1 protein-coding gene is annotated in these 343 nt (G+C 61.8%); it reads left to right on the top strand.

The window, feature by feature from the left end; genetic code table 11:
- Window positions 1-343, top strand: a 343-nt coding sequence (locus LI94_RS21555) for a polyketide synthase (protein ID WP_152664912.1), incomplete at both ends; no start/stop codon positions are given.

The following is a 343-nucleotide window of genomic DNA, read 5'->3' as shown; positions in this document are numbered from 1 at the left end:
ATCAGGATGGGCCGTCGTCGGGTCAGACGGTGCCGTCGGGTCCGGCGCAGCAGAAGGTGGTGCGGGCGGCGTTGGCGTCGGCGCGGTTGTCCCCGGCTGATATCGACTATGTCGAGGCGCATGGCACTGGTACGGCGTTGGGTGATCCGATTGAGTTGGATGCCTTGTCGGCGGTGTTTGGTGAGCGGGGTTCGGCGGCGCCGTTGGTGTTGGGGTCGGTGAAGACCAATTTGGGGCATTTGGAGTCTGCGTCTGGTGTTGCCGGGTTCATCAAGACGGTGTTGTCGGTGCAGCAGGGTTTCATTCCGCGGCATTTGAATTTTTCGGAGTTGACGCCGAATGC

The sequence above is a fragment of the Mycobacterium sp. UM_Kg27 genome (assembly GCF_000972905.1).
GTDB lineage: Bacteria > Actinomycetota > Actinomycetes > Mycobacteriales > Mycobacteriaceae > Mycobacterium.
This window is presented reverse-complemented; position numbering and strand designations above follow the sequence as displayed.